Source organism: Chromobacterium sp. FG22, from assembly GCF_057809415.1.
The window spans coordinates 22,457-42,807 of record NZ_JBMDJX010000003.1; the positions used below are offsets into that span (position 1 = coordinate 22,457).

General features: G+C 65.9%; 18 protein-coding genes. 16 read left to right on the forward strand and 2 right to left on the reverse strand.

Features of this window, described 5'->3' with window-relative positions; translation table 11 throughout:
- The first annotated feature begins 85 nt into the window (after positions 1-85).
- From fdnG to ACODSD_RS03750, 14 genes are all read left to right on the forward strand, one after another.
- Complete coding sequence (fdnG, locus tag ACODSD_RS03685; RefSeq protein WP_488876816.1) at positions 86-3,142, forward strand: formate dehydrogenase-N subunit alpha; 3,057 nt, start codon at positions 86-88, stop codon at positions 3,140-3,142.
- Positions 3,143-3,151: 9 nt separating this feature from the next.
- The gene (gene fdxH / locus ACODSD_RS03690; RefSeq protein WP_107800487.1) at positions 3,152-4,027 is read left to right on the forward strand and encodes a formate dehydrogenase subunit beta; all 876 of its coding nucleotides are present in this window, start codon (positions 3,152-3,154) and stop codon (positions 4,025-4,027) included.
- Positions 4,024-4,653 (forward strand): formate dehydrogenase subunit gamma, encoded by a 630-nt coding sequence (locus ACODSD_RS03695; protein WP_488876817.1) that lies wholly within the window; start codon positions 4,024-4,026, stop codon positions 4,651-4,653. Before fdxH ends, ACODSD_RS03695 begins: the two co-directional genes overlap by 4 nt.
- Entirely contained in the window at positions 4,650-5,576 is a 927-nt protein-coding gene (gene fdhE, locus ACODSD_RS03700) for a formate dehydrogenase accessory protein FdhE (RefSeq protein ID WP_488876818.1), read from the forward strand. The genes ACODSD_RS03695 and fdhE overlap by 4 nt, the downstream gene beginning before the upstream one ends.
- A 147-nt stretch (positions 5,577-5,723) precedes the next feature.
- On the forward strand, positions 5,724-6,731 hold the full coding sequence (locus tag ACODSD_RS03705) for a hypothetical protein (protein WP_488876819.1): 1,008 nt from the start codon (positions 5,724-5,726) through the stop codon (positions 6,729-6,731).
- A 17-nt stretch (positions 6,732-6,748) separates the two neighbouring features.
- Positions 6,749-7,117: a response regulator gene (locus ACODSD_RS03710; protein WP_235086808.1), complete on the forward strand. Its 369-nt coding sequence runs from the start codon at positions 6,749-6,751 to the stop codon at positions 7,115-7,117.
- Positions 7,118-7,130: 13 nt separating this feature from the next.
- Positions 7,131-7,481, forward strand: a complete 351-nt coding sequence (locus ACODSD_RS03715) for an STAS domain-containing protein (protein WP_107800491.1) — start codon at positions 7,131-7,133, stop codon at positions 7,479-7,481.
- Complete coding sequence (locus tag ACODSD_RS03720; RefSeq protein ID WP_488876820.1) at positions 7,471-9,747, forward strand: chemotaxis protein CheA; 2,277 nt, start codon at positions 7,471-7,473, stop codon at positions 9,745-9,747. The genes ACODSD_RS03715 and ACODSD_RS03720 overlap by 11 nt, the downstream gene beginning before the upstream one ends.
- Entirely contained in the window at positions 9,744-11,381 is a 1,638-nt protein-coding gene (locus ACODSD_RS03725) for a methyl-accepting chemotaxis protein (RefSeq protein WP_107800493.1), read from the forward strand. Before ACODSD_RS03720 ends, ACODSD_RS03725 begins: the two co-directional genes overlap by 4 nt.
- Before the next feature lie 12 nt (positions 11,382-11,393).
- The gene (locus ACODSD_RS03730; RefSeq protein WP_107800494.1) at positions 11,394-11,954 is read left to right on the forward strand and encodes a chemotaxis protein CheW; all 561 of its coding nucleotides are present in this window, start codon (positions 11,394-11,396) and stop codon (positions 11,952-11,954) included.
- A gap of 6 nt (positions 11,955-11,960) precedes the next feature.
- Positions 11,961-13,541, forward strand: coding sequence for a methyl-accepting chemotaxis protein (locus ACODSD_RS03735; protein ID WP_107800495.1), 1,581 nt, complete (start codon positions 11,961-11,963; stop codon positions 13,539-13,541).
- Between the two features lie 76 nt (positions 13,542-13,617).
- A complete protein-coding gene (locus ACODSD_RS03740; RefSeq protein WP_107800496.1) occupies positions 13,618-14,142 on the forward strand; it encodes a chemotaxis protein CheD in 525 nt (174 codons plus the stop codon).
- Positions 14,139-15,239 (forward strand): protein-glutamate methylesterase/protein-glutamine glutaminase, encoded by a 1,101-nt coding sequence (locus tag ACODSD_RS03745; RefSeq protein ID WP_107800497.1) that lies wholly within the window; start codon positions 14,139-14,141, stop codon positions 15,237-15,239. The genes ACODSD_RS03740 and ACODSD_RS03745 overlap by 4 nt, the downstream gene beginning before the upstream one ends.
- A gap of 13 nt (positions 15,240-15,252) precedes the next feature.
- Positions 15,253-16,455, forward strand: coding sequence for an EAL domain-containing response regulator (locus ACODSD_RS03750; protein WP_235086801.1), 1,203 nt, complete (start codon positions 15,253-15,255; stop codon positions 16,453-16,455).
- A gap of 9 nt (positions 16,456-16,464) precedes the next feature.
- On the opposite strand, the gene ACODSD_RS03755 is transcribed toward ACODSD_RS03750, so the two are convergent.
- Positions 16,465-17,454, reverse strand: coding sequence for a serine/threonine protein kinase (locus tag ACODSD_RS03755; RefSeq protein WP_107800498.1), 990 nt, complete (start codon positions 17,452-17,454; stop codon positions 16,465-16,467).
- Positions 17,455-17,533: 79 nt separating this feature from the next.
- Here ACODSD_RS03755 and selA point away from each other — a divergent pair, with 79 nt between their 5' ends.
- Positions 17,534-18,940: an L-seryl-tRNA(Sec) selenium transferase gene (gene selA, locus ACODSD_RS03760; RefSeq protein WP_107800499.1), complete on the forward strand. Its 1,407-nt coding sequence runs from the start codon at positions 17,534-17,536 to the stop codon at positions 18,938-18,940.
- Here selA and ACODSD_RS03765 read toward each other — a convergent pair.
- Positions 18,923-19,255: a GlpM family protein gene (locus ACODSD_RS03765; protein ID WP_107800500.1), complete on the reverse strand. Its 333-nt coding sequence runs from the start codon at positions 19,253-19,255 to the stop codon at positions 18,923-18,925. The genes selA and ACODSD_RS03765 overlap by 18 nt on opposite strands.
- A 166-nt stretch (positions 19,256-19,421) precedes the next feature.
- On the opposite strand from ACODSD_RS03765, the gene ACODSD_RS03770 reads away from it, so the two are divergent.
- Positions 19,422-20,351, forward strand: a complete 930-nt coding sequence (locus tag ACODSD_RS03770; protein WP_488876821.1) for a cation diffusion facilitator family transporter — start codon at positions 19,422-19,424, stop codon at positions 20,349-20,351.

Sequence of the window (20,351 nt, forward strand, 5' to 3'; positions counted from 1 at the left end):
CGATAATAGATTTTCCGCTGTGAGTGAGCAACGCGTCCTTGGTGGGTCAGGGGCGCGCCCAGTTCAACCCCAAGGAGACAAACCCATGCAAGTCAGCAGACGGCAGTTTTTCAAGCTCTGCGCCGGCGGCATGGCAGGCACCACCATCGCGACCCTGGGCTTCATGCCCGAGACCGCGCTGGCCGACACCCGCAGCTATAAATTGCTGCGCGCGACGGAAACCCGGAATACCTGTCCATACTGTTCGGTGGGCTGTGGCATCTTGATGTACAGCCTGGGCGACGGCGCCAAGAACGCCAAAGCCGATATTTTCCACATTGAAGGCGATCCGGACCATCCGGTCAATCGCGGCGCGCTCTGTCCCAAAGGCGCCGGCCTGATCGACTTCATCCACAGCCCCAACCGCCTGCGCTACCCGGAAGTGCGCGAAGCGGGCTCCAACGAATACAAACGCATCAGCTGGGACGAGGCCTTCGAGCGCATCGCCGCCCATATGAAGCGCGACCGCGACGCCAACTTCGTCGAGAAGAATGCGGACGGCGTCACCGTCAACCGCTGGCTGACCACGGGTTTCCTGGCCGCTTCCGCGTCCAGCAACGAGGCCGGCTGGCTGACCCACAAATTCACCCGCAGCCTGGGGCTGCTGGCGGTCGACAACCAGGCGCGTGTATGACACGGACCAACGGTGGCAAGTCTTGCCCCAACATTTGGTCGCGGTGCCATGACAAACCATTGGGTCGACATCAAGAACGCCAACCTCATCGTCGTCATGGGCGGCAATGCGGCCGAGGCGCACCCGGTGGGTTTCCGCTGGGCGATTGAGGCCAAGACCCGCAACAAGGCGAAGCTGATCGTCATCGATCCGCGCTTCACCCGCACGGCCTCGGTGGCGGATTATTACGCCCCCATCCGCACCGGCACGGACATTGCGTTCCTGTCCGGCGTGATCCGCTACCTGCTGCAAACCGGCAAGTACAATAAGGAATACACGCTGGCCTACACCAATGCCGCGCTCTTGGTGAACCCGGACTTCAAGTTCGACGACGGCCTGTTCTCCGGCTACAACGCCGACAAGCACAGCTACGACAAATCCACCTGGACCTACCAGCTGGACGACAAGGGCATGGCCAAGCGCGACGACAGCCTGTCCGACCCGCGCTGCGTGATCAATCTGATGCGCGAGCACGTGGCCCGTTACACGCCGGAAATGGTGGAAACCCTCTGCGGCACGCCCAAGGACGCCTTCCTCAAGGTCTGCGAATACCTGGCGGAAACCGGCGCCCACGACAAGACCACTTCCTTCCTGTACGCGCTGGGCTGGACGCAACACTCCATCGGCTCGCAGAACATCCGCACCATGGCGATGATCCAGCTGCTGCTGGGCAATATGGGCATGGCCGGCGGCGGGGTCAACGCGCTGCGCGGCCACTCCAACATCCAGGGTCTGACCGATATCGGCCTGCTGTCCACCAGCTTGCCGGGTTATCTGAACATGCCCTCGGAGAAGGAGCCCACGCTGGAGTCCTATCTGAGCAAGTACACCAGCAAGCCGCTGGCCGACGGGCAGATGAACTACTGGCAGAACTATCCCAAGTTCTTCGTTTCGCTGATGAAGGCGATGTGGGGCGACAAGGCCACCGCAGACAACCAGTGGGGCTACGACTGGCTGCCCAAGTGGGACAAGAGCTACGACGTGCTGCAGTACTTCGAGCTGATGCATCAGGGCAAGATCAACGGCTATTTCTGCCAAGGCTTCAACCCCATCCTGGCCTTCCCGGACAAGAACAAGGTGGTGGCCTCGCTTTCCAAGCTGAAATATCTGGTGATCATGGACCCGCTGGCCACCGACACTTCCACTTTCTGGAAGAACCACGGCGAGCAGAACGATGTGAAGACCGCGGAAATCCAGACCGAGGTGTTCCGTCTGCCCACCACCTGTTTCGCCGAGGAAGACGGCGCGGTGGTCAATTCCGGACGCTGGCTGCAATGGCACTGGAAAGGCGCGGACGCGCCGGGCGAAGCCATCACCGACGCGGAAATCCTGGCCGGCATCTTCACTCGTCTGAAGGCGCAGTACGCCAAGGACGGCGGCAAGAACGCCGAGGCCATCATGAGCCTATCCTGGGCTTACGGCGATCCGCACGAGCCCAAGCCGGAGGAACTGGCCAAGGAGCTCAACGGCAAGGCGCTGGCGGACATCCCGGATCCCAAGAACCCGGGGCAGTTCCTGGCCAAGAAAGGCGAGCAGCTGTCCGGCTTCGCCCTGATGCAGGCCGACGGCAGCACCGCTTCCGGCTGTTGGATCTTCGCCGGCAGCTGGACCCAGGCCGGCAACCAGATGGCGCGCCGCGACAACAGCGATCCGTCCGGGCTGGGCAATACCCTGGGCTGGGCCTGGGCGTGGCCGGCCAACCGCCGCGTGCTGTACAACCGCGCTTCCTGTAAGCCGGACGGCACGCCCTGGGACAAGAAGCGGACGCTGATCAAGTGGAACGGCGAAAAATGGACAGGCATCGACGTGCCGGACTTCAAGGCCGACGAGCCGCCCGGCAGCGCCATGGGCCCCTTCATCATGCAGGCCGAGGGCCTGGGGCGGCTGTTCGCTCTCGACAAGATGGCCGAAGGCCCCTTCCCCGAGCACTACGAGCCGTTCGAAACGCCGCTGGGCACCAACCCGCTGCATCCCAAGGTGGTGTCCAATCCGGCGGCGCGGGTGTTCCCGGCGGACCTCGAGCAGATGGGCAAGCACGACGCCTTCCCGTACGCGGCCACCACTTACCGGCTGACCGAGCACTTCCACGGCTGGACCAAGCACGCGCGGCTGAACGCGATCGCCCAGCCGGAGCAGTTCGTGGAAATCGGCGAGGCGCTGGCCAAGGAGAAAGGCATCGCCCACGGCGACACGGTGAAAGTGTCGTCCAAGCGCGGCTATATCAAGGCCAAGGCGGTGGTGACCAAGCGCATCCGCGCGCTGCAGTCGGGCGGCAAGACGGTGCACCAGGTCGGAATTCCGATTCACTGGGGTTATGAAGGGGTGGCCAAGAAAGGCTTCAGCGCCAACACGCTGACGCCGTTTGTAGGCGACGCCAACACCCAGACGCCGGAATTCAAGTCCTTCCTGGTCAACGTCGAGAAAGTATAAGGAGCGACCATGTCATCACTGCAATCGCAAGATATCCTGCGCCGCTCCGCCAGCCCCACCCAGCCGCCGGTGGTGCGAGATTACAAGGCCGAGGTGGCCAAGCTGATCGACGTGTCCACCTGCATAGGCTGCAAGGCCTGTCAGGTGGCCTGCTCGGAGTGGAACGACATCCGCGACGAAGTGGGCAGCAACGTCGGCGTCTACGACAACCCGGCCGATCTCACCGCCCACAGCTGGACGGTGATGCGCTACAGCGAGGTGGAGGAAAGCGGCAAGCTGGAGTGGCTGATCCGCAAGGACGGCTGCATGCACTGCGCCGACCCGGGCTGTCTGAAGGCCTGTCCGTCGCCGGGGGCCATCATCCAGTACGCCAACGGCATCGTGGACTTCCAGTCCGAGCACTGCATAGGCTGCGGCTATTGCATCTCCGGCTGTCCGTTCAATGTGCCGCGCATCAACCAGAAGGACAACAAGGCGTATAAATGCACCTTGTGTTCCGACCGGGTGATGGTGGGCCAGGAGCCGGCCTGCGTGAAGACCTGTCCCACCGGAGCCATTCGCTTCGGCACCAAGTCCGATATGCAGGCCTACGCCCATGACCGGGTGGAAGAGCTGAAGACCCGCGGCTACGCCAACGCCGGGCTGTACGATCCGGAAGGCGTGGGCGGCACCCACGTGATGTACGTGCTGCACCACGCCGACAAGCCGGAGCTGTATTCCGGCCTGGCCAAGGATCCCAAGATCAGCCCGGTGGTCAGCCTGTGGAAGGGCATCCTCAAGCCGCTGTCCACCATCGGCCTGGCGGCTTCGGTCTTGTTCGGCTTCTTCCACTACATCGGCGTCGGCCCCAATAAGGCGGAAGAGGAAGAGGAGGAAAAGGCATGAGCAAGGAAAAGCTGATCAAGCGCTACAGCGCGGCGGAACGCGTCAACCACTGGATCGTGGCGGTGTGCTTCGTGCTGTTGGCGATTTCCGGCCTGGCCTTCTTTTACCCGGCCTTCTTCTGGCTGACCGGCGTATTCGGCACGCCGCAGCTGGCGCGCATCATCCACCCCTTCGTCGGGGTGCTGATGTTCGTCGGCTTCGCGCGCCAATTCCTGCGCTACTGGCATCACAACTTCCTGGACAAGGAAGACGTGAAGTGGATGATGGCGGTGAAGTCGGTGCTGTCCGGCCACGAGGTCGGCGACATCGGCAAGTACAACGGCGGCCAGAAAGGCATGTTCTGGCTGATGACCGGCTGCATGCTGGTGCTGGTGTGCACCGGCTTCATCATGTGGCGGCCGTACTTCGCGCTGTACTTCCCCATCCCGGTGATCCGCGTGGCCCTGCTCCTGCACGCCTGGAGCGCGCTGATCCTGATCGCCGGCATCATCGTCCACGTCTACGCCGCCATCTGGGTGCGCGGCACGATACGGGCGATGGTGGAAGGCGTGGTCACCCATACCTGGGCCAAGAAGCATCATCCGCGCTGGTACCGTGAAATGACCGGAGACAAGAACAAGCCATGAGCATACGCATCGTCCCCCTGGACGAGGCTGGCCGGCTGCAAACCGCGGCGGGAGAGATCCCGCCGTTATTGCTGCCCCAGCCCGCCGAACGCTATCTGGCCCGCAGCCGGCGCCTGACGGCGCTGGCCGACGGCCACCCGATGGCGGCCTATCTGGCCTTCGCCGCCCGCATCGCCGCGGCTCAGCACCGCCTGGTGCGCGAACAGCCGGTGACGCTGCCGCCGCGCGGCGATTACTTCCATCATTGCGCCGAACACGGCCTGCCGCCGCTGGGCGCCGCCGCCTGGCCGCGCGATCCGGTCTGGCGCAATCTGCTGCGCGCGCTGTGCGCGGAGCTCGCCGCCCTGCCCGGCCCCGCCGGCCAGGTGGCGCGCGAGCTGGAACAGACGGACGACGCCGCGCTGGAAAGCGCCGCCCGCGCGCTGCTGGACGGCGACTTCGCCGCCGTCGGCTCGGCGCGCGCGCCCTTGCTGTGGGCGGCGCTGTCGGTCTACTTCAGCCAGCTGGCCGCGCAACTGCAGGTGACGGCGGTGGCCGAGCCCGACGACGCCCGCCACCTGTGCCCGGTGTGCGCGATGCCGCCGGTGGCCAGCGTGGTGCGCCTCGGCAACGAGTCCGGCCTGCGCTATCTGCATTGCAGCCTGTGCGAGAGCGAATGGCATCTGGTGCGCGCCAAGTGCAGCAATTGCGAGGCGACCCGCGACATCGGCTACTGGTCGCTGGAGCAAGGCGACAGCCAGCAGGCCGCGGTGCGCGGCGAAAGCTGCGGCGACTGCGGCAGCTATCTGAAGATCCTGGCGCTGGACAAGGACCTGGACGCCGAGCCGGCGGCCGACGATCTGGCCACGCTGGCGCTGGACCAGCAGCTGGAACAGCGCGGCTTCGCCCGCAGCGGGGTCAATCCGCTGCTGTTTCCCGGCTAAGCCCCCGCTCCCAACGTCCCCCAAGCCTCCTGCACGGAGGCTTTTTTCATGGCGTCGGCGAGCGCTTTGGCCGCGCCGTCCGTTTGCATAAGAAAAAACCAACAACTACAAAAAAGGTATGACTTTTTTCCATCCCGGTTGATCGACATGGTCCTGCTCCCGCCTCTGACGCCAAGAAACCGCCTGTTGCTGGGCCTGGCCATCAATGGCGGCGTCCTCTGCTGGCTATTCTGGGGGCATCCGCTGCTTTGGGCCGGACTGGCGCTCAGCTGCGCCGCGCTGGCGCTGGTCCTGTTCTGGCCGGCGCCGGCCGCCGCCGCGGAGCCGGCCCCGACTCAGGACGAATACTGGCAGGGCTTCGCCAGCCACGTCTGCGCCTTGCTGCCCTTGTGGGCCGGCCACATCTCCTTGGGCAAGGAGCAGATGGACGACGCCGCCAACCGGCTGACCTTGCGCTTCGACGGCATACTGCGCCAAGTGGGCGGCGCGGTGCCCAAGCCGGGCGAACACACCGACCAGGCGGCGCTGGCCCAGGCGGAGAGCCGGCTCAAACACATGCTGCAGCTATTGCAGAACGCCACCCGGCAACAGACCGATCTCGCCATCCACCTGCACACCCTGGGCCAATCGGCCAACACCCTGCAGAACCTGGTGCGCAGCCTGGTCAGCGGCCACCAGCTGGACGGCGAGCAAAGCATGGAGCAATTGGGCAGCGACACGCTGGAACAGCTGTCCCGGCTGCAGAACCAGATCGACAAGGCCATGGACAGCCTGGCGCAGATGGCGCACGAGCCGCTGCGGCCGCACGCGCCGCTGAACGCCGCCGACGCCTCCGCGCCGGCGGAAGAAACCGCGCCGGACGACGAGGCCGTCCAATCCCAGTCCTTGCAGCAAGCGCTGGAAGACATTCTGGTGCAGCTGCAATTCCAGGACCGGGTCGACCAAATCCTCAGCGGGGTGCAGAACGATATGCGCCGGCTGGAGAGCGTCTTCAGCCAGGCGCTGGTGGACACCGAGCGTCGGCCGACGCCGCCGGACACCGCCGCCTGGCTGGACGCCTTGAAAAACAGCTATACCACCCATGAGCAGCGCGTCCTGCACAGCAGCGACCAAGCGGAATCGGGCAATAAGCAAAACAACATCACTTTCTTTTGATCCGGGGAATGTTCCAGATGGCCAAGACCATACTCATCGTCGATGACTCGGCCAGCCTGCGGCAGGTGGTTCGCATGACGCTCGCCGGCGCGGGCTATGAGGTGCTGGAGGCCGCCAACGGCCAGGAAGCCCTTGACGTGCTGGACGGACGCAAAGTCCATTTGATCGTCTCCGATGTGAACATGCCGTTGATGGACGGCATCGCGCTGCTGCGCAATATCAAGATCCATCCCAATTACAAATTCACTCCGGTCATCATGCTGACCACGGAATCCTCCGAGGAAAAGAAGCAGGAAGGCAAGGCCGCCGGGGCCAAGGCCTGGGTGGTCAAACCCTTCCAACCGCCGGTGCTGTTGACCGCCGTTTCCAAATTGATCCTGCCCTGATCGGGAGCCCGACATGCCGCGCGCCCGCAAAAAACCAGACGCCAAAGACAGCGCGCCCGCCGCGCCGGCCGCCGCCGTTTTCCAACTGACACTCAGCGGAGAACAAACCATTTACCAGGCGGCGGAACTGCATCAGCAGCTCCACGCCGCCCTCGCCGGCCACGCCGCCATCGAACTGGACCTGTCCTGCGTCGGAGAGCTGGACTGCGCCATCGCCCAGGTCTTGCTGTGGCTGCGCCGGGAAAGCCTGCGCAAGGACGTCGCGTTGCGCTTCATCGCCCCCAGCCCGGCCTCGCTGGACTTCATCCGCCTGGTGGGCCTGCAAGGCCAGCTCTCTTTGGAGGAGGTCGCGCATGGATCTTGAACTGGCGCTGCAAACCTTCTTCGAAGAATCCAACGATCTGCTGGGAGAGATGGAAAGCATTCTGCTGGACGCGGAAGCCGACTCCACCACCACGGAACAGTTGAACGCCCTGTTCCGCTCCATGCACACCATCAAGGGCTCGGCCGGGCTGTTCGGCCTGGACGTCGTCGTCGGCTTCACCCATGAAGTGGAAAACGTGCTGGACCTGCTGCGCGACGGCGCGCTGCGGCTGGACGATATGCTGACCGGCCTGCTGCTGCGCTGCCACGACCACGTCAAGGAAATGCTGACCGCGCTGGCGGCCAAGGACAGCCTGGAGCGTTTCGCCGGCACCGAGCTGCTGGACGAGCTGGTCGCCTACAGCCGCGCCGCCGGCGGCGCGGCCGCCCAGGAGGCGCCGGCCGGGATGGAACAAACGGAAGCGCCGCCCGAGCCGCAGCCCGAGCCCGCCGCGCCGCCGCCGGAGCAATGGCTGCTGTCGCTGCGCTTCGGTCCGGATATGCTGCGCAACGGCATGGACCCGTCGTCCTTTATCCGCTATCTCGCCACCATAGGCGAGATCGACCGGATCGAGGCCGTCGCCACCCAGCTGCCAAGCGGCGACGACTTCAATCCGGAAACCAATTATCTGCGCCTGGAGGCGCTGTACCGCAGCCAGGAGGCGCAGCAGACGCTGCTGGATGTTTTCGAGTTCGCGCGCGAAGACAGCGAGGTCCATATCTGGCCGTGGCCGCCCAGCTCGCGGCAGCAGGCTCAGACCCTGGCCAGCGCGCCGCGGGAGGAGGCCGACGCGGTCCGGGCGGTATGGCTGCGCTTTGGCCTGGAGCCCGCAGCCGATGCCGCCGAGCCGGAAGCGGCGTTCGCCGAAGCGGAGGCGATGGCGTCGTCGGTGGAAATCGTGGAGTTCGCGCCGGACGAGCCGCTTGCCGTCGACCCCGCGTCCGATGCCCCCGCCGACGCCGCGCCGGAAGCGCCCGCCGCGCGCGCCGCCGCCAAAACCGCCGGCGACGCCAAAAGCGGCAAATCGGCCGAAAGCAAATTCATCAAGGTGGAGGCCGGCAAACTGGACAGCCTGATCAATCTGATCGGCGAACTGGTGATCGCCGGCGCCGCCGCCAATCTGGTGGCGCGCCGCTCGCAGCAAAGCGCGCTGGTGGAGTCCACCCAGACCATCGCCAATCTGATCGAACAGATCCGCGCCGGCACGCTGTCCATGCGCATGATACAGATAGGCGAAATCTTCAACCGCTTCCCGCGCGTGGCGCGCGACGTCTCGCGCGAACTGGGCAAGGACATCCAGCTGCACATCTCCGGCGCGGAGACCGAGCTGGACAAATCCATGGTGGAAAAACTGGGCGATCCGCTGATGCACATCGTGCGCAACGCCATCGACCACGGCATAGAAACCACCGAGCGCCGGCTGGCCGGCGGCAAGCCGGCCGAAGGCCATGTCTGGCTCAACGCCTACCATGAATCCGGCAGCATCGTGATCGAAGTGGCCGACGACGGCGGCGGCCTCAATCAAGAGCGCATCCTGGCCAAGGCGGTGGAACGCGGCCTGCTGCCCGCCGACATGGCGCTGCCGGAGCAGGACGTGTTCCGCCTGATCTTCGAGGCCGGCTTCTCCACCGCGGACCAGGTCACCAACATCTCCGGCCGCGGCGTGGGCATGGACGTGGTGAGGAAAAGCATAGAGCAGCTGCGCGGCACCATAGACATCGAATCCGAACTCGGACTGGGCACCACCTTCCGCATCCGGCTGCCGCTGACCCTGGCCATCATCGACGGCTTCCTGGTGGAAGTCGCCGCCGCCACCTTCGTGGTGCCGCTGGAAGCGGTGATCGAATGCATAGAGCTGCCCGCCGCGCTGGACAAGGACAGCGTTCACGACTGCCTGAATCTGCGCGGCGAACTGCTGCCCTTGCTGCGCCTGGACGGCTTTCTGGAACTGCCCGCCGTCGCGGCCAAACGCCGCAACGTGGTGGTGGTGCACTACGGCGAACGCAAGGCCGGCCTGGTGGTGGACGCGCTGCTGGGCGAATTCCAGACCGTGATCAAGCCGCTGGGCAATCTGTTCCGCCACCTCAAGGCCATCAGCGGCTCCACCATCCTGGGCACCGGCGAAGTCGCCTTGATTCTCGACGTGCCCGCCCTGATCCACCATGCCACCCAAAAAGAGGCGGAGCGGTACGCGCTGCTTCCCGCCCGGGAATGGGAAGCTGGCACCACAAACACCGCGGCGAAAACGGATAGGAGCGCCCAATGAGCCAATACAAACACGGCATGTCCATCGCGCAGAAGCTCGGCCTGGGCTTCGGCCTGATCATCGCGCTGATGCTGATCTGCGTCAGCGCGGCGCTGTACGGGCTGGAGATCAGCAATATCGCCCTGCGCGACATCACCCAGGTCAACAATGTGGAAAGCCGGCTGGCGCGCCAATTGATCAGCGACAACCAGGATATCCGCATCGCCTACCGCAATGTGATGCTGGCCGAGGGGCCCGCCGACATCAACAGCGCGCTGCAAGCCTATCAGGCGAGCAAAGTCGCCTATATGGACAGGGAAAAGAAACTGGCCGAAGTCTTCCGGCAGGCCGACAACAACACCCCCCAGGAGCTGGAACAGATGAGCCGCATTCAGAACATGCGGCCGGCCACGCTCACGATGGTGGACAAGGCGGTGGACCTGGCCAATCAAGGGCGTCAGGACGAAGCCAAGAAACTGATGCAGAACGAGATCGCGCCGCAGATGGTCGCCTTCAACCAGCAACTGACCGCGCTGGCGGACCTGGAGGACAAACTCAACGACCAGTTGGCCAATCAGGCCAACGCCAGCTATCAACAGGCGCACTGGGTGATGATCGCGCTGTCCTTGCTGGCCGCCCTGATCAGCGCCGGCCTGGCCACCCTGATCACCCGCAATCTGCTGCGCACCCTGGGCGGAGAGCCGCACTATGTGTCCGAGGTGATGCGCCAGGTGGCCGACGGCAATCTGGACGCGGAAATCCGGCTGCGTCCGGGCGACCAAAGCAGCTTGTGCGCCGCCATCGCCGTCACCATTGAACGGATGCGCAACATCATCGCCGAGGTCAAGAGCGGCTCCGAGGCGCTGTCCAGCGCCGCGCAACAGATCAACTCCACCTCGCAGGCGCTGTCCCAAGCCGCCAGCGAGCAGGCGGCCGGCATCGAGGAAACCTCGGCCTCGGTGGAGGAAATGTCCTCCTCCATCAGCCAGACCAACGACAATGCCCGCGTCACCGAGAGCATCGCCACCAAGGCCTCGCGCGAGGCGGCCGAAGGCGGCGAGGCGGTGCGCCGCACCGTGGAGGCGATGCGCCAGATCGCCGACAAGATCGGCATCGTCGACGACATCGCCTACCAGACCAATCTGCTGGCGCTCAACGCCGCCATCGAAGCCGCGCGCGCCGGCGAACACGGCAAGGGCTTCGCCGTGGTGGCGGCCGAGGTGCGCAAGCTGGCCGAGCGCAGCCAGATCGCCGCCCAGGAAATCAGCGGCGTGGCCGGCAGCAGCGTCAAGCTGGCCGAGCAGGCCGGCCAGTTCCTGGAGGAAATCGTCCGCTCCAGCAGCCGCACCGCCGATCTGGTGCAGGAGATCGCCGCCGCCTCCAATGAACAGGCCAGCGGCGTCAGCCAGATCAACTCCGCCATCCAGCAACTGAGCCTGACCACGCAGCAAAACGCGTCCGCCAGCGAAGAACTGGCTTCCACCGCCGAGGAAATGAACGATCAGGCCGAGCACCTGCACGAGTTGATGGGCTACTTCAAGCTGGGCGCCGCCGAGTCCTTCCACCCGGCGCCGCGCGCGCGGCGCGAGCCCCTGTTGCCTCACAAGCCGCTGCACCCGCCGCTGGCGGAAGAGTCCGACTTCATCCGTTTCTAACCGGACAGCGCCATGAAACCGCTCCATCTGCAGCGCAAACACGACAACGCCGCCTCCGCCGAACCGCAGGCCGACGCCCGCCAATACCTGACTTTCCAGCTGGGCGGCGACGTCTTCGCCATCGGCATCCTGGCGATACGCGAAATCCTGGAATACCTGAAACCCACCCACGTGCCGCTGATGCCGGCCTTCATCCGCGGCGTGATGAATTTGCGCGGCTCGGTGGTGCCGGTGATAGACCTGTCGCTGCGCTTCGCCCGCGGCGAAACCGAAATCAATCGCCGCACCTGCGTCGTCATCATCGAAGTGGAGGGCGAAGAACAATTGCAGCTGATCGGCATTCTGGTGGACGCGGTGCATGAGGTGCTGGCCATCCCCGACGCCGACATCGAACCGCCGCCTCAGTTCGGCAGCAAGATACGCGTCGACTTCATCGCCGGCATGGCCAAGCTGGACGGCCATTTCATCGTGCTGCTCAACGTCAACAAAGTGCTGTCGGTCGATGAAATGGCCTTGATCTCCAGCCTGGGCCAACAGGACGCCGCCGCGGAAACCCAGACGGAAAAGGCCTGAGCGGCGATGCCGGCCCACTTCGTCCCCGCGCCCGGCCGAAGCGCCCTGTCCGTCTCCCGGCAACTGAAACTGGGCTTCGGCGCGCTGCTGATCCTGCTGCTGGCCCTGATCGCCGCCGGGCTCTACGGCCTTGAGCAATTCCATACCCAGTTGGAAGAAATCACCCAAGTCTATGGCCGCCACGCCCGGCTCAGCGACCGCATGCACGTCCAGATCCAGGAAATGCGCATCGACTACCGCTCGCTGATCATCGTCTCCAGCCGCCGCGACATCCAGGCCTGGCGGGAGCGCTATCTGGCCGCCCGCGGCCGCTATCTGGAGTTGGAGCGGAAACTGGCCGACGCCATCGAACGGCAGCAGGCGCCGGGCAAGGACGCGCTGCAACGCTCGATGCGGCAGCTGCAAGCCCAGCGCGGCCTGGCCTTCCCCATGCTGGACCAGGGCGTGCGCCAGGCCGCCGCCAATCAGAAGTACGAAGCCCGCAAAGCGCTGGACCAGGCCGCGCCGGCGCTGCTCGCCCCGCTGCGGCAAGTCCGCGAACAAGCGCACGCCTTGCGCCAGCAAGCCGCCCTGCAAGCGGAGCGCCGCGGCCGCGAACTGAAAACGCTGCTGATGGCGCTGGCCGGCGGCAGCGCGCTGGCCGGCCTGGCGCTGGCCTGGGCCATCCACCGCAATCTGTGGCGCATTCTGGGCGCGGAGCCCGACGCGCTGGCCGAGCGCATGCGCGAGATGGCCGCCGGCCGGCTATCCCGCGGCGACAGGCCGCCCTCCGGAACGCGCCGCAGCGTGCACGCCACCCTGGGCTACTGCAGCCGCCACCTGAGCGACATCATCCTGGACGTGCGCCGCAGCGCCGACCAACTGGCCGACAGCGCCCAGGAAATCCGGGCCACCGCCGAGGCGCTGGCGCAAAACAGCTGGGCCGCCGCGCTCAGCGTCGGCGCCACCGCCCACTCCTGCGCCCAAATGCACGAAGTCAGCCAAAGCAATCTGGCGCAGGCGGAACTGACCAACGCCGCCGCGCACGACGCCGCGCGCCAGGTGGCGGACGGCAAGCAAGCGGTGCAGACCGCGGAAAGCGCGCTGGAGCAGATCGCCGGGCGCATAGAAATCGTCGAGGACATCGCCTACCAGACCAATTTGCTGGCCCTCAACGCCGCCATCGAAGCCGCCACCGCCGGCCCGCACGGCCGCGGCTTCGCCGTGGTGGCCGACGACGTGCGCAAACTGGCGGAACGCAGCCAGAACGCCGCCCGGGAAATCGGCGAACTGGCCCGGCGCAGCCGCCATGAAGCGCGTCTGGCCGCGCGCGCGCTGTCCGGCATTCTGGAGCGCAGCGCGGCCACCGCGGAGTTGGTGGGCGGCATCAGCACCGCCAGCCGGGAAGAAGCGCGCGGCATCGCCCAGGTCAACGGCTCGATGGAACACCTGGGCGACGTGTCCCAGCGCAACACCGCCAACAGCGAAGCCCTGGCCGCCACCGCCGCCGAAGTGCACAAACAGGCTGCGCGCCTGCAACAGCAAATCGCCTATTTCCTGGTCCGGGAATCGGGCGCGGCGGCGGAGGACGCGCCGAATCCGCCCTGAAACGGCGCGGCAACTGTTCTACATTGAAACGAATGAACCGGTCGCTTGGCCGACTTTCGGCGCAAAGGCCCTGGCAATGACAAAACAAGAAGTCGATATATTCCTGCATCCCGGCGATTGGTACTTCGGCGACAAGCACCACAAGATCCGCACGCTGCTCGGCTCCTGCGTCTCGATCACGCTGTGGCACCCCAAGGCCAAGATCGGCGGCATGTGCCACTACCTGCTGGCGCGGCGCACCGACCGCAGACCGACGGCGCTGTCCGGCCGCTACGGCGACGAAGCCATGCTGCTGATGCTGCACGAGGTGCTGGCCTCCGGCCTGCCCTTGCAGGAATTCCACGCCAAGCTGGTGGGCGGCGCCGCGGTGCTGGCCGGGGTCGAGCGCGATCAGCCGCACGACGTGCCCTCGCGCAATATCGACATGGCCTACCAGTTGGTCAAGCAGCTCGGACTATCGGTGCAGGCGGAGGATTTGGGCGGCAACAGCCCGCGGTTGGTGATGTTCGACCTGGCCACGGGCGATGTGTGGGTAAAACAGACGCAGGACGCGGACATGAGCAGGATTTCCGCACACCATAAGGCAAGGACTCGGGCATGACTATCAAAGTGCTGATCGTGGACGACTCTGCAGTGGTTCGCCAGGTGCTGAGCCAGGTTTTCAGCCAGGCAACCGGCATGACGGTGATGGATGTGGCCACCGACCCCATCGCCGCGATGGAAAAAATGAAGCAGCAATGGCCGGACGTCATCGTGCTGGACATCGAGATGCCGCGCATGGACGGCATCACCTTCCTCAAACAGCTGATGGCCAGCCGGCCCACGCCGGTGGTGATCTGCTCCTCGCTGACGCAGAAAGGCACCGACATCAGCATGCAGGCGATGGCCGCCGGCGCGGTGGAGGTGATCGCCAAGCCCATGGCCGGGGTCAAGGGTTTCCTGGAGGAAAGCGCTAATCAGCTGGTGCACGCGGTGCGCAGCGCCGCCGCCGCCCGGATGAACCGGGTGCGGGTGATGCCTTCGGCCGGCGGCTCCGCGCCCGGCGGCGCCGCGCCGGCGTCCAACCCGCTGGAGACCCGGCCCAAGCTGTCCGCCGACGCCATCCTGTCCGCGCCCACCGGCGGCAATATGTTCGCCACCACCGAACGCATCATCGCCGTGGGCACCTCCACCGGCGGCACCCAGGCGCTGGAAACCGTGCTCACCGCGCTGCCGCGCACCTGCCCCGGCCTCGCCATCGTCCAGCACATGCCGGAAAAATTCACCCGCTCCTTCGCCGAGCGGCTGGACAGCCTGTCCCAGATCGAAGTCAAGGAAGCGAGCAACGGCGACCGCATCCTGCCGGGCCGCGCGCTGATCGCCCCCGGCGGCAAGCACATGATGATCAAGCGCAGCGGCGCTTTTTATCTGGTGGAGGTGGTGGACGGCCCGCTGGTCAGCCGCCACAAGCCCTCGGTGGACGTGCTGTTCCGCTCCGCCGCCAAGTTCGCCGGCAAGAACGCGCTGGGCATCATCATGACCGGCATGGGCGACGACGGCGCCAAGGGCTTGAAGGAAATGCACGACTGCGGCGCCAAGACCATCGCCCAGGACGAGGAAAGCTGCGTGGTCTTCGGCATGCCCAAGGAGGCGATCCGCCTGGGCGCGGCCGACGAAGTGATGCCGCTGGACACCATCGCCAAGGCGATTTGCCGTTGAACGAGGAAACACCATGCAACTGGATATCCAGGACGTCCTGATCATCGACGACAGCACCTTGCAGCGTCAGCACGGCTGCGAGATCTGCCAAGGCCTGGGCGCGCAGCAGATCCGCCAGGCCGCCAACGGCGAGGAAGGCCTGGAGCGGATGCGCGAGCAGCTTCCCAGCCTGATCCTGCTGGATTTGGAAATGCCCAAGCTGGACGGCGTGCAAGTGATGCAGCACATGGCCAAAGAAGGCCTGGGCGCGCCGCTGGTGGTCACCTCCAGCAAGGATTACCTGCTGATCTCCACCGTGGAGCTGATGGGGCGGGAACTGGGTCTGCCGGTGCTCGGCGGCCTAAAGAAGCCGCTGCGCCAGCCCGAGCTGCTGGACCTGCTCAAACGGGTGTGGACGCCCAAGGGCGGAGACGACCATCACGCCGAACTGTTCAGCGAGGTGGAAGTGCGCGAAGCGCTGGACAAGGGCGAGATCATTCCCTACTACCAGCCCAAGGTCACCCTCAACGGCGGCCTGCTCAAGGGCGCGGAAATGCTGGCGCGCTGGCAGCACCCGGAACTCGGCATCGTCTCCCCCGCCCGTTTCATCCCGGTGGTGGAGGCCAGCGGCTGGGCCACCGAACTGACGCTGAGCATGCTGGACCAGGGCCTGAAGCAATGGCAGGAATGGGCGCGCCGCGGCCTGCGGCTGCCGCTGTCGGTCAATCTGTCGGCGCTGTCGCTCAAGGGTGACGACCTGACCCAGCAAATCGAACAACGGCTGCTCAGCACCCATGTGCCGCCGCGCTTCATCATTTTCGAAGTGACGGAAACCGCCATCGCCGACAATCTGGCCGAAGCCATCGGCATCGCCGCCCGGCTGCGCCTGGGCGGCCTGGGCCTGTCCATCGACGACTTCGGCACCGGCTTCGCCACCTTGCAGCAACTGACCCGTTTCCCGTTCACCGAACTGAAAATCGACCAGTCGCTGGTCACCTCGGTGTCCACCAAGCCTCATCTGGAGGCGGTGCTCAACAGCGTGATCGAACTGGCCCAGCGCATGCAGCTGACCACGGTGGCCGAAGGCATAGAAACCACCACCGATCTGGACTTCATGGGCAACCGCGGCTGCTTGATGGGCCAGGGTTATTTCATCGCCAAGCCCATGGACGCGCCCCACTTCGAAAGCTGGGTCAAGGAAAGAATGCAGCAAAGCAAGGAAGCCAGCACCGGCTGAACCGCACGCTCAGGCAGACCACAGCGGCGGCTCGTCCAGCAGCGCAATCTGTTCGCGCAGCGTCAGAATCTGCTCCTCCCAGTAACGCTGGCTGTTGAACCAGGGGAAGGCGGCCGGGAAGGCCGGATCGTGCCAGCGCCGCGCCAGCCAGGCGCTGTAATGGATCAAGCGCAGGGTGCGCAGCGCCTCCAGCAGATGCAGCTCGCGCAGATCGAACTCGCAGAAATCCTCGTAGCCGGCCAGCACCTCGGCCAGTTGCGCCGACTGCTCCTCGCGGCTGCCGGACAACAGCATCCACAAATCCTGCACCGCCGGCCCCATGCGGCTGTCGTCGAAGTCGACGAAATGCGGGCCGTCGTCGGTCCACAGCATATTCCCGACATGGCAATCGCCGTGCAGCCGCAGCGCGCTCACCGCGCCGGCGCGCTGGTAAGCGCGGTCGACGCCGGCCAGCGCCTGCTCCAGCACGCCGCGGAAGACTTCGCGCAGTTCCGGCGGCAAGTCCGCGTGCCGCAATAGATAGTCCGCCGGCTCGCGGCCGAAGCTGTCCGCGTCCAAAGCCGGCCGCCGCGCGTAATCCTCCACCCGGCCCAAAGCGTGGATGCGGCCCAGAAAGCGGCCTATCCATTCCAGCGTGCGCGCGTCGCCCAACTCCGGCACCCGGCCGCCGCGACGCGGAAACAAGGCGAAACGGAAACCGCCGTGATGATGCAAGGTGGCGCCCTTGAAGGCCAGCGGCGGCACCACCGGAATCTCGCGCTCCGCCAATTGCAGCGAAAACGCGTGTTCCTCCAGAATCTGCTCATCGCTCCAGCGCTCCGGCCGGTAAAACTTGGCCACCAGCGGCGCGGCGTCGTCGATGCCGATCTGGTAAACCCGGTTCTCATAGCTGTTCAGCGCCAGCAGGCTGCCGGAGCTGTAAAGGCCAAGGCTGTCCACGGCGTCGAGAATGGCGTCCGGCGTCAGGCCGGCGAAGGGAGGCGTTTGATGTGTCTGCATCCAGGCATTATACGCAGCCGGCAGCGCTCGAGCGTAAGCGGGTAAAATGAAGGAATCTGACCTTGCGCCGGAAGCTTCCATGGACCTGAAGAACCTGTACACCCGCCTGCCCTCCGTTGACCGCCTGCTGGGCCACGAGCGTCTGGCCCGCCTGCTGGGCCGCCACGGCAACGCCGCGCTGGCCGAGGCCGTGCGCCAGACGCTGGAGCAGGCGCGCCGAACCATACGCGAACAACAGGCGCTGCCCGCCTGGGCCGACAGCGACGACAGCCTGGCCGCCGCCGTCGGCGACCGGGTCGCCGAACGGCAACGCATGCGGATGCGGCCGGTGTTCAATCTGTCCGGCACCGTATTGCACACCAATCTGGGCCGCGCGCCGATGGCCGAGGCCGCGGTGGAAGCCGTCGCCGCGGCGATGCGCGAAGCCGCCACGCTGGAATTCGATCTGCAAGGCGCCGGCCGCGGCCACCGCGACCAGGCGGTCAGCGAGCTGCTGCGCGAACTCACCGGCGCCGAAGCCGCCTGCGTGGTCAACAACAACGCGGCCGCGGTGCTCATCATGCTGTCCACCGTCGCCGCCGGCCGCGAGGTGATCCTGTCCCGCGGCGAGATGGTGGAGATCGGCGGCGCCTTCCGCATGCCGGACGTGATGCGTCAGGCCGGCTGCCGGCTGGTGGAAGTGGGCGCCACCAACCGCACCCATCTGAAAGACTATCGCAACGCCGTCACCGCGGAAACCGGCCTCCTGCTCAAGGTCCACACCAGCAATTACGCGATTCAGGGCTTCGCCAGCAGCGTGGCGGAGGCCGAACTGGCGGAACTGGCTCGCGAACGCGGCCTGCCGGTGGCCACCGACCTGGGCTCCGGCGCGCTGATCGACCTGGCCGCCTACGGCCTGCCGCACGAGCCTATGCCGCAACAGATGATCGCCGCCGGCGTTGACCTGGTCAGCTTCTCCGGCGACAAGCTGCTGGGCGGCCCGCAGGCCGGCCTGATCATCGGCAAGCGCGAATGGATAGACAAGATTCAGCAGCACCCGCTCAAACGCGCGCTGCGCTGCGACAAGATGACGCTGGCGGCGCTGGAAGCCACGCTGCGGCTTTATCTGGAACCGGACCGGCTGGCCGACACGCTGCCGACGCTGCGCCGGCTGAGCCGCCCGCAAGCGGCGATGCGCGCCAGCGCCGAGCGCTTGCTCGCCCCGCTGAGCGCGGCGCTGGGAACCGACTACCTGGTGGAAGGCGCCGCCTGCCTGTCCCAGATCGGCAGCGGCTCGCTGCCGGTGGACCGGCTGCCCAGCTGGGCGCTGGCGGTTTCGCCGGCCGACGGCCGGGGCGGCACGCTGGAACGGCTGGCCGAAGCGCTGCGCGCGCTGCCGCAGCCGGTGATCGGCCGGCTGGCCGACGGCAGGCTGTGGCTGGACCTGCGCTGTCTGGAGGACGAAGCCGGCTTCATCGCCAATCTGGCCTCATTGGCGCGTCCATAGCCAGATCAAGACGCCGGCGGCCGCGGCCCAGCACGCCGCCGCGCCCAGCAAGGCCGCGCCCAGCCGCCAGCGGTCTATCAGCCAATACAAGGCCAGCAAATAGATGAAATAAGGCAGCAGCGAAGCCATGCCGAACAGCAAGGTGGTTTTCAGCTCGGCCGCGCCGCGCTCGCTGCCGACAATATAGTGCGCGATCAACGCGAAAGTGGGGAATAGCGGCACCAAGCCGGCGATATAGTAATTCCTGGACCTGGCCAACACGCTGATCAACAGCACCGCCAGCGCGCCCAAGGCGCTTTTCAGCAATAAAGCCATTCCCCTCCCCGTCCCCGGAAAACCCCAATTGTGTCACAAGGCGTCCTCGCCGCGGCTGAGGTTCATTCTTGTTCTCATTCTCATTAATAAAAACAATCAATTTTTTAAAATTAATAGCCTTTGTGCGATAATCAGGGCATCCCACCCACTGCCGGACTGCACTGCCATGGCCCACACTCATCACGCCATCGACGGCGACAGCGTAGAGAAACGCCGCGCCGGCCGCGTCAGCACGCTGGTCAGCGTCGCGGTCAACCTGATCCTCTCCACCACCCAGATCGTGGTGGGCGCGCTGGCGCACTCCTCCGCCTTGATCGCCGACGGCCTGCACTCGCTGTCCGACCTGATCGCCGACTTCGTAGTCTTGCTGGCCGGCAAACACAGCCACAAGGCGCCGGACAACGATCACCACTACGGCCATCACCGTTACGAGAACGCCGCCTCGCTGATCCTAGGCCTGCTCTTGCTGGGCGTCGGCCTGGGCATGCTGTACAGCGCCGCCGCGAAATTCCACGACCCCGCCTCCATTCCCACCGTCCACGCCGTCGCCCTGTGGGTGGCGCTGCTGGCCTTGGCGGTCAAGGAGGCGCTGTTCCGCTACATGCTGGCGGTGGCTAAGCGCGTGCGCTCCAGCATGCTGGTGGCCAATGCCTGGCACGCGCGCTCCGACGCGGCCTCCTCGCTGGTGGTGGCGCTGGGCATCATCGGCAACCTGATGGGCTATCCGCTGCTGGACCCGGTGGCCGCCCTGCTGGTGGGCCTGCTGGTCGCCCGCATGGGCTGGCGCTTCGGCTGGGACGCGATGCACGACCTGATGGACCGCGCCGCCGACGACGACGCCGTCGCCGCCATCCGCCAGACCTTGCTGAGCACCCCGGGCATTCACGGCGTGCACGATCTGCGCACCCGCAAGATGGGCGACCTGATCCAGGTGGACGTGCACCTGGAAGTGGACGGCGCCATCAGCGTGGAACAGGCCCACGCCATCTCGGAAGCCGCGCGCCACCGCGTGCTGGAACGGCACCCGGTGCTGGACGTGCTCGCCCACATCGACCCCGCCGGCCATTATCTGCCGGCCCCCTCGCCCGTCCGCTGA

Excerpts from the sequence above, each read along its gene's own strand:
- ACODSD_RS03745 (WP_107800497.1), top strand. The coding sequence starts at position 14,139 with ATGACTATCAAAGTGCTGATCGTGGACGACTCTGCAGTGGTTCGCCAG.
- ACODSD_RS03715 (WP_107800491.1), top strand. The coding sequence starts at position 7,131 with ATGCCGCGCGCCCGCAAAAAACCAGACGCCAAAGACAGCGCGCCCGCC.
- selA (WP_107800499.1), top strand. The coding sequence starts at position 17,534 with ATGGACCTGAAGAACCTGTACACCCGCCTGCCCTCCGTTGACCGCCTG.
- ACODSD_RS03730 (WP_107800494.1), top strand. The coding sequence starts at position 11,394 with ATGAAACCGCTCCATCTGCAGCGCAAACACGACAACGCCGCCTCCGCC.
- ACODSD_RS03725 (WP_107800493.1), top strand. The coding sequence starts at position 9,744 with ATGAGCCAATACAAACACGGCATGTCCATCGCGCAGAAGCTCGGCCTG.
- ACODSD_RS03735 (WP_107800495.1), top strand. The coding sequence starts at position 11,961 with ATGCCGGCCCACTTCGTCCCCGCGCCCGGCCGAAGCGCCCTGTCCGTC.
- ACODSD_RS03705 (WP_488876819.1), top strand. The coding sequence starts at position 5,724 with ATGGTCCTGCTCCCGCCTCTGACGCCAAGAAACCGCCTGTTGCTGGGC.
- fdxH (WP_107800487.1), top strand. The coding sequence starts at position 3,152 with ATGTCATCACTGCAATCGCAAGATATCCTGCGCCGCTCCGCCAGCCCC.
- ACODSD_RS03695 (WP_488876817.1), top strand. The coding sequence starts at position 4,024 with ATGAGCAAGGAAAAGCTGATCAAGCGCTACAGCGCGGCGGAACGCGTC.
- ACODSD_RS03720 (WP_488876820.1), top strand. The coding sequence starts at position 7,471 with ATGGATCTTGAACTGGCGCTGCAAACCTTCTTCGAAGAATCCAACGAT.
- ACODSD_RS03755 (WP_107800498.1), bottom strand. The coding sequence starts at position 17,454 with ATGCAGACACATCAAACGCCTCCCTTCGCCGGCCTGACGCCGGACGCC.
- ACODSD_RS03740 (WP_107800496.1), top strand. The coding sequence starts at position 13,618 with ATGACAAAACAAGAAGTCGATATATTCCTGCATCCCGGCGATTGGTAC.
- fdhE (WP_488876818.1), top strand. The coding sequence starts at position 4,650 with ATGAGCATACGCATCGTCCCCCTGGACGAGGCTGGCCGGCTGCAAACC.
- ACODSD_RS03765 (WP_107800500.1), bottom strand. The coding sequence starts at position 19,255 with ATGGCTTTATTGCTGAAAAGCGCCTTGGGCGCGCTGGCGGTGCTGTTG.
- ACODSD_RS03710 (WP_235086808.1), top strand. The coding sequence starts at position 6,749 with ATGGCCAAGACCATACTCATCGTCGATGACTCGGCCAGCCTGCGGCAG.
- ACODSD_RS03750 (WP_235086801.1), top strand. The coding sequence starts at position 15,253 with ATGCAACTGGATATCCAGGACGTCCTGATCATCGACGACAGCACCTTG.
- ACODSD_RS03770 (WP_488876821.1), top strand. The coding sequence starts at position 19,422 with ATGGCCCACACTCATCACGCCATCGACGGCGACAGCGTAGAGAAACGC.